Here is a 7,822-nt window from a genome sequence, read left to right as displayed (position 1 = left end):
TAATCTACCCTTAAAAGATAATAAGCTTTCTTCATCTCTCCCACCAGTTATTCCTTGAAATGTTATTTGTGAAGCTTCTATAAAATCAATTGTTGTCGCTACAGTTATATTATCAGTAAATGTTTTATTTACTTGTGATGACGCATTTACACTTTGGATATCAATTTTGGCTCCAAAATAGGAACCCACAAAATCGCCAGTTGCAATCTGATCTACCCCAGCACTAGGATATTTTATAGTATCTTTATCTACAATTTGTATTTCTTGCAACCCATTAAAATCGACCTCAATAGCCCCAGAAATAGTTAGATTAAAATTAGTAGGTAGGTTGTGATCGGGTATTGTGACAATTGCAAAATTAGAAAATCTTTGAATGGAGTCAATAAAAAAAGATTGGTTTTGGCAAGTTCTAGTTACTAAACTTGTGTAAGTTTCGTTGTCGCTAGTTAAAAATAAAGATCCTGCAGGAACATCTACACTGGCACTGGCAGATAAGATTATTTGCCCTTTAGATACTTCTGCTTGCTTTAATTCAATTTGATTTCTAGTTCTATCAAATGCAATAGCTTTTAAAAATGAAAGTTGAGTTGCCGATTGAGAAAATGATTCAGATATAGCATCTTGAAAAGTTGTATATATATCGCCAACCATATCGGTACTAGCTTTAGTCATAGCGAAAGGGAAAGGATCTTTTTCTATTTCTAATAATCCTTTGGTGTAGCTAAATATGCTAGACTTAAACTTATTATAAATATCTGATAAGGTTGGTATTCTATTTGCCATAACTTATATATTAATTATAATTTTTTTATCGTTAGGTCCTATTGAGACTTTAAAAAGTAAGGTATTTTTTTCTAATTTAATAATTTCGTTTAAAACTATTCTTTTTTCTATTAATTTATTTTTATAATCTTTATCGCATGATTTATTAAAATCTGCCATCAACCTATCCATTGCAGTAAATGTAATGTCTCCTTCCAGATAATAAAGCCAAGCTGACGAATATAATTCTCTTCCAGCTAAAGCCGATCCTGAAAATCCTCTTCTCGATGTAGGAATTATGCTTAATCCTTTTTCTGACCTACCAAAGCAATACAAATTGTGTTTTAGAAAAGATATTTCAGGCTCTTCTTTCACCATCTTGCCATTCTCATATTCTAGTTCGAATTGATTACTTTTTTTGTTTTGCACTAAAGCTATGGTTTGCATTACTGTCCACTTGAATTTATTAAGCCACTAGTTAGATTAACTGCACCGCCTATAACTGCAATTTCCTTTCCGTTTATTGAAATTTTGTCTCCAACAAATGACAGTATTATATTGTCATTTATTGTAATGGTATTAGTTACATTAATATCAATTGAATTGCAAGAAATATTAAGCTTGTCACAGTCTAAAGTAATATCCTTTGATTTCATTTTCAAGTTACCGCCTCTAAATAGGAAATAATTATCTTTTCTACCTGCAAATAAGTCACCATCAATTAAACTATATTCTTTAATTAAATCTTCTGCACTATCAACAAAGAAACCATATCTATTAGCTTGCATTTGGTGTACTATTGCTCTTGATGAGCTATTTATAGAAATAAATCCATCATTAAATATCATTTTAGCATCTATATCTACATCTTTACCCCCTATCTTCCAAGAGGCGAAATTGATTGAAACTATACCATTAATTATTAATTTTTTGACTTTTCTTAAAACACTTATCATTTTTTCATTAAAGATTTTTTTTGTTTGATACTCGCATTATTCTCAAAAGCTTCTTGGGTTGTTACAACTAGGGTTATGTTAGAGCCGTTTTTCGCATCTATAGTAAAGTTAGCGCTTAAAAGAGTCATGACTTCTTGTATTCCATATTTTTCATCTTGAACAAAAATAGGTTGATTTGGTATAAAAAAATTATCATCTAAGTCAGTGAATATGTTAGGGATAGTATAAACGAAGGAATTTGTCATTGCAGTTACTCCAGCAAAGTAAAAATCTTGAGCATCAACTATTTCTTTAAGTGTTGCATTCACACTTAAATGCCTCACCGTTTGGATGTGGGGTATTCCTTTATTATAATTAACTATTATGGATGAATTTTCGTCTGCTATTTTTCCTTCACCCGAACCTCCAGAGTTTAGAATTATCTTTTTAAATGGATTAGGTTTTCCCATGGCACCGCTGTTTTTTCTGAAATTAGAATAATTTTGCCCTCTTTCGTTTCTATAAATGGAAAATCTTACCTCTGATGTTTGAAAAGTTTCCTGATTAAAATAAGGGTTCGCTCTCTCGAAAGATAATGTATCGTAACCATTTGATATTAAAAATAAATTTGATAGTTGACAAGCCTCACCCAAAACATCAAAAGCTCTTTTTTCTACTATATCACTTCTAGTAAATGTTTTTAGATCTTTATCTACAACATCGCTTCCAGATTTAATAAGGTCAGAAGCCGACACTATTTTTCTTCTGTATTTACTTAAATATTTTGGCGAATCAAACTCTAACTCACTTAATATACTTGATGTGAATGTCCTTAAAGTTCCTATAGGTTTGGCGATAACAATATCACTTTCCTTAAGGCCTATAAATCTATCTAACACTACAAAATCAACTACTACTGATTCTTCTGCATTTTCGGAATAGCCTAGGCTGTCTTCGCTTATATAGTTTTCTATATATAATTTGTCATTGATGAATACGGAGCAAAGCATAACCTTATTAAAGTTTAATTCTAAAAGAAAATCCTTAAGTTCATTTTGAAAAGACACCCCTCTTAATGAGCAGTTTTTTAAGCAAATATTTCTTTCTATGAATATGCCTCCATTTATTGAGGTAAACTTAAAATATTCTTTTCCGTTAAACTCTACTTTTATTTTATTCATTTCTAATAACTAATATATCACCCTTAACTCTCAAACCTATAATTCCATTTAATTTCTTAGTTTCGCTGAGAAAATCATAATTACCATTGACTGAATAGACAATATCACCTAAAGACGATTGTTCTTGGGAGTTTACTAATAAAACTTTTAATGCGTTATTATATGTTTCTTTAAAAACAGAGAAGAAATTATTTCTCGCCAAGTCTAATTCTAATTTTAAATCACTAGATATTTCAAAAGAAATTATATATTGGTAAATAAATTCAGTTTGTTCTCTAATATTATCTAAATCTAATGTATTCCACTCACTAATTTCATTAACGTTTTCATAAATATTAATTAAAATAGATACGAGTAATAATATTATTGTAGTTTCCTTATTTTTATCTTCTATAGAGGTTAGAAAATATTCTGCTCCACTATAAGGAGAGTCAAAAACTGAAATGTCTTTATTATCTTGAGATAAATCAGTTTTTATTATAGCTACAGCCATAGATATCAAAAATGTAGTATTATATTTGAGAGTAGGATTTCTGTTTCCTAAATCAAATAAATCATTTATTTGATCGCCAACGAACACTAGTGATTGCACTAATTGGGTTACATCGTTTGGAACTTTCTTTACCGCATTTACCGCATTTTGCAATGATCTAATTACTCCAGAAAAGCCACCAACTACCTGTGAAGATGAAGCGTTGATTGAGCTAATTGGGTTTATAATTATGGAACTCGCTGCAGCTATACCTTGTGATTTTCTATTTATAGTTGCAGAAAAAGCCGCTATTATATTAGTAATTACCCCTATTTTTTGATTAGTATTTGAAACAAAGTTGTAATTTTGTTCTCCAAATTCTGTAGCTTTTTGCAAAACTGTATTTTTACTTCCTGATCCTGCAGAGTTAAGGGAAGGAGTAAAACTCAATAAAGAATCTGTATTTTGTCTAGGGTTAGTGGCTGTAGTTAATTTTAAATCAACAACTATATGTCCGTTATAATAAGAAGCTAAGTCTAAATTTCCTTCTAGATTAACTGGAATTAAGGGAAAAAAACTACAAGATATTAAAAATGGCTCTCCATCTGAAATAAAATTAAAGAAATCATCATACTCGTTCTGGTTATTAAAAAAAATAGGTACTGTTATTTTTCTATCCCCTATACCAATATGTTCATAGCTATCTTCATCACCTAAAATCTTCTGTATGGTGTTTTTAAATGTTTGCGAAGAACTAAATGAGTCAGAAGAAACTATATTTATTGGAAACTCTATTCCGTTCTTTACTAAAACTGGTTTATTTTGCTCTATATTATTTAACATAATTACATCCCTAGGTCATTAACAATAATTGGATTACTTAATGGTGATTTTTTTACTGTAGTGTCCACCGTCATGTAATCATTTTTATCATATTTAATTGTGTTTGTTACTTCAATTTTATCCGCTGATTTTTGTTGGTTTGTTTTTCCTGTATTTTGTTGTTTTCTAAGGAAATCGAAATCTCCCCCTTGCTTATATTTATCTCTTTCATAAAAATGAGTTATTACATCTGCTCCAGCATTTCCTATAGACTCTCCTACAGGCCTTATGACGTAATTCGTGAAACCTGCAGCTACGCCTGCTGCTATTAGAGGTGATGCCGCAGCTGCGGCCGAAAGAGTTGCGACTCCAGCAGTTGCCCCACCAGCTATTTTTAGCATTAATCCCACTCCAGCTGCAGATCTTATTGCTTTAACTGTAGTTAATATTGAGATAGTCGCAGCCAATACCACATCCAAATGCTTCAATAATCCAGGAAGAGCATCAGTTGTAATATCTTTAAAGACAGTTCTCCAATCTACTGTAGTTAGATATATCCCTGACATAACTCCTGATGCGTAGAAAAGGTTTCTTCCTAGTATTCTAGCCCCCAAAGCCATTCCTTCATTCCCCTTAACTCCACTTAGCAATTGTAATCCTTTAGATAGTACGAACCCTAATGTGGTTGCCGCAGGAACCGCCATCAATAAGTAAGTGGCGAAGGCTACGGTATTTTTTCCTATTTCTGCAGAAATATTATCTGTTTCTTGCATTTTTCCAGTGAGATTCTTTAAGGCATCTCCAATTTTCCTAAAGTTTGAAGGTAGATTAAATTGTTTCGATAATATTTCTCCGTACTCTGCTGTGAAAAGTATTGTGTCTTCTTTTAATGAATCCCAACCTTGAGATAAAGATTTATCCCTTAAAATGTTAGCTCTTTCTATTATGTCTTTCTTTGAAAAAGCTTGTATAGCGTCAAAAATTAACTTTGCAGGTAACGCTGCACCAAAATCTCCTTTTAATTGAGAGTAATTGCTCCCAGTAAATGATTCTAATATTTCTTGTATTGGAACACCAGCACCTTGGATCCTGTAAATATCTTCTTTATCATAAGCCTTACCACCTGTAGCAATTTGCCCTAATTGTAGAACAACTCTTTCTCTTTCTGATATAGAACTAGTGTAAGCTAACATAACATCACCAACGTCTCTAGATAGTTGCATTAAATCTTTTGGTTTTTCCTTACCTAAGTTTTTCGAGCCAACCTTTAGTTTCTTTACAAGTAACGTTATGTCTTTCAATGAAAAAGCTGTATCACTAGCATATCTTGCTGATTGTTTAAATACTTCTGCGCCTCCCGCTACACCGAATTGGGTTATTAGAGCGTTTTTTTGTTGCTCTATACTCATAGTGTTTCTCAAAGAGAGTAATGCTACAGCGGCAGTAGGGGCAGAAACATAAGCTATAGACCTAGTTGCCACGCCTTGAGCGCCGCTTCTTCCTGTTGCGTATCTACTTTGTATTCTAGCTCTCTCCCTTGCGGCTTCTCTTTCCATTCGTAAGGAGTTTCTATGCCTGAATCTTTCCTGCCTGAATCTTTGACTTTCTTGCCTAGCCCAATTACTTAATTCCCTTTGTCTTACTTGTTGAATTTGATTTGCTGCCTTTGTCTCTCCAGAAACTCTATATTTTAAGTTCTTTGATAATAAAGCCGCTTCTGCTAAGTTTAATTTTTTATGTTTTTTATTTGTTTTCTCGAAGTTCTTGTCCATCCTCTTCAAGCTTCTCTCGGCATTTTTAAGAGCTGCACTAGCTCTATCTATAACTTCTAGTGTATACTTGATTTGATAATCTTTAGACATTAGCTTTTATTGCTTATTTTGTTATATTCTTCTTGTTTTTCCTTAGTTATTTTTACAGCATAATTAAAAAATTTGCAAGAGTCTTTATAGTTAAGGTTATTTATTTCTGAATATGTCAATGAACCTTTGTAAAATGATAAAATCTCTGCCTTTTGATTTTCTATTAAATCAAAAATTGATATAGCATCTATAGCCTTGTGCTTAGGTGAAACATTTTTGAAGGTAAGTGCGCGAAAAAAAAAGAGAAGTATTCTATAATTATTTCTTCAATAATAAATAAATATTCTGCATTATATTTCTTTAAAAGATCTAAATTTAAATTAATTAAGCAACTGTCTATATCTCTGCGAGCTTTAGACTCTATATAGGAAGTAAATTTACCTAATTCTTTATAAAAATCGGTGTTAGAATCTTCATCTTCAAAATCAGAAGATCTAGTAAATACTGAAGTTAAGTATGATCTGCAAGAGTCTATTTGGGATTCTTCCTTTTTTTCTTCAGAAGGGTCTGCTAATTCTTCCTCTTCTTTAATTTTTTGTTGTTGTTCTTGGTATTTAAATATAGATTCTATAGCATCTTTAGAATAGCTATTCATAGTTTTTATGCTCTTAGCATTTTCATATGATATAAATTTCTCTAAAGATATTCCTAGTTTCTTCAAATTAGACATATCATCCATAGATGGCTCTTCAAATAAAATATCGAATAGATCTCTATTCTTATCATTTACTTCTAGAGTATAAGGGTATTTTGGGTTAAGAAATATTTTTAAATAATTCTTTCCTTGTTTTTTTTCAATAATTGAAGAAGAAATGTACATATTATTTTTGGAATTTTACTGAAACATCAGAGAATTTGGCTTTGTTTCCTTTTAAATCTATCCCTTTACTCACCCATAATTGCGAATAGTCTCTACTTACATTGCCATTAGAAAAAGAAACTCTGCCCAAGTTTGTTCCTTGTTCTATGAAGGCATCATAAACTCTTTGATTGTCTTCTTTTAAGAAAGAAGCATTTAAAGTAAAAGTAGTATCTTCAACAACGCTTGGTAATTTGCAAACCGCAAGTCGATCACCGTTTGTGATAAAAAATTCGGCTTTAGTGCTTGATTGTGGAGCTGACAAATCCGATAAAGATTCTGGATCAAAATATTTAGTTATTTCAAAGTTTCCGAAATCTTTTAAAAATATTTGTACGTTATTTGTAGTCATTTTAACTATTAAAATTAATTATAAGAAGCAGCAGTAAATATAGACTTAATTGGGTTGATTAATTCAAAGATCAACTCCATAGCTAGTTGTTTAGTTATTGAATCAAAAGACATTGTTGCGTCTAATAATTCAAGGTAATTCGCTCTAGCGTTTGCGCTATTAGAAGCTAACCCTGAATAATTATTTCCATAAATTGAATTGGATATATTACCATTAACAATATCCAGATAATATTCAAATTTAGCTATAGCCTCGCTTCTATTGTAAGTTGCCTCATCTGTGAAGTCACCAGTTGTATAATCTACTTCTGAAAAATCTGCAGGAATAAATTTCTCTACATATACTTCTCTAATAGTATAGGCTCCCAAAACTCTTTCTATTGCTGTAAAGCCTATTGAGTTAGATAAAGTGTAAGTATTTCCTACTGTTATTTCTCCACTTAATTCTTTTTGTATTGGAGTGAATTGTTTGCTCTCAATACTTTCTCTAACTGTGAAATCTTGAGTTCCTTTTATTTTTAACCCATCTAATTCAGAAATTAACATAACTTTAGTAATTCCATCCGCATTGATTGGTT

At 31.3% G+C, this 7,822-nt stretch carries 9 protein-coding genes; all 9 read right to left on the bottom strand.

The genetic code is table 11. The features are described from left to right. Positions 1 to 783: hypothetical protein (locus ACJAX4_RS20070; protein ID WP_435791212.1), on the bottom strand; the 783-nt coding region annotated here is incomplete at its 3' end. Positions 784 to 786: 3 nt separating this feature from the next. Continuing rightward, positions 787 to 1,209: a hypothetical protein gene (locus ACJAX4_RS20065; RefSeq protein ID WP_435791211.1), complete on the bottom strand. Its 423-nt coding sequence runs from the start codon at positions 1,207 to 1,209 to the stop codon at positions 787 to 789. Continuing rightward, positions 1,209 to 1,718, bottom strand: coding sequence for a hypothetical protein (locus ACJAX4_RS20060; RefSeq protein WP_435791210.1), 510 nt, complete (start codon positions 1,716 to 1,718; stop codon positions 1,209 to 1,211). Before ACJAX4_RS20060 ends, ACJAX4_RS20065 begins: the two co-directional genes overlap by 1 nt. After that, positions 1,715 to 2,878 carry a hypothetical protein gene (locus tag ACJAX4_RS20055; RefSeq protein ID WP_435791209.1) on the bottom strand — a complete coding sequence of 388 codons (1,164 nt, stop codon included), beginning with the start codon at positions 2,876 to 2,878 and terminating at the stop codon, positions 1,715 to 1,717. The genes ACJAX4_RS20060 and ACJAX4_RS20055 overlap by 4 nt, the downstream gene beginning before the upstream one ends. Continuing rightward, positions 2,871 to 4,193: a hypothetical protein gene (locus tag ACJAX4_RS20050; protein ID WP_435791208.1), complete on the bottom strand. Its 1,323-nt coding sequence runs from the start codon at positions 4,191 to 4,193 to the stop codon at positions 2,871 to 2,873. The genes ACJAX4_RS20055 and ACJAX4_RS20050 overlap by 8 nt, the downstream gene beginning before the upstream one ends. A gap of 2 nt (positions 4,194 to 4,195) precedes the next feature. Continuing rightward, positions 4,196 to 6,034 carry a hypothetical protein gene (locus ACJAX4_RS20045; protein ID WP_435791207.1) on the bottom strand — a complete coding sequence of 613 codons (1,839 nt, stop codon included), beginning with the start codon at positions 6,032 to 6,034 and terminating at the stop codon, positions 4,196 to 4,198. Positions 6,035 to 6,221: 187 nt separating this feature from the next. Next, on the bottom strand, positions 6,222 to 6,713 hold the full coding sequence (locus tag ACJAX4_RS20040) for a hypothetical protein (RefSeq protein ID WP_435791206.1): 492 nt from the start codon (positions 6,711 to 6,713) through the stop codon (positions 6,222 to 6,224). Positions 6,714 to 6,855: 142 nt separating this feature from the next. Then, positions 6,856 to 7,245 carry a hypothetical protein gene (locus tag ACJAX4_RS20035; RefSeq protein ID WP_435791205.1) on the bottom strand — a complete coding sequence of 130 codons (390 nt, stop codon included), beginning with the start codon at positions 7,243 to 7,245 and terminating at the stop codon, positions 6,856 to 6,858. Between the two features lie 14 nt (positions 7,246 to 7,259). Then, positions 7,260 to 7,822, bottom strand: a 563-nt coding sequence (locus ACJAX4_RS20030; RefSeq protein ID WP_435791204.1) for a hypothetical protein, incomplete at its 5' end; no start/stop codon positions are given.

Source organism: Clostridium sp. (assembly GCF_051278035.1).
Lineage (GTDB): Bacteria > Bacillota > Clostridia > Clostridiales > Clostridiaceae > Clostridium_AD.
Note: the sequence above shows the minus strand (reverse complement) of the source record. Positions and strands in the feature narration are given on the sequence as shown.

What these genes read in the sequence shown, in the direction of transcription:
- ACJAX4_RS20035 (WP_435791205.1), bottom strand. Translation starts at nt 7,245, where the DNA reads ATGACTACAAATAACGTACAAATATTTTTAAAAGATTTCGGAAACTTT.
- ACJAX4_RS20040 (WP_435791206.1), bottom strand. Translation starts at nt 6,713, where the DNA reads ATGGATGATATGTCTAATTTGAAGAAACTAGGAATATCTTTAGAGAAA.
- ACJAX4_RS20065 (WP_435791211.1), bottom strand. Translation starts at nt 1,209, where the DNA reads ATGCAAACCATAGCTTTAGTGCAAAACAAAAAAAGTAATCAATTCGAA.
- ACJAX4_RS20045 (WP_435791207.1), bottom strand. Translation starts at nt 6,034, where the DNA reads ATGTCTAAAGATTATCAAATCAAGTATACACTAGAAGTTATAGATAGA.
- ACJAX4_RS20060 (WP_435791210.1), bottom strand. Translation starts at nt 1,718, where the DNA reads ATGATAAGTGTTTTAAGAAAAGTCAAAAAATTAATAATTAATGGTATA.
- ACJAX4_RS20050 (WP_435791208.1), bottom strand. Translation starts at nt 4,193, where the DNA reads ATGTTAAATAATATAGAGCAAAATAAACCAGTTTTAGTAAAGAACGGA.
- ACJAX4_RS20055 (WP_435791209.1), bottom strand. Translation starts at nt 2,878, where the DNA reads ATGAATAAAATAAAAGTAGAGTTTAACGGAAAAGAATATTTTAAGTTT.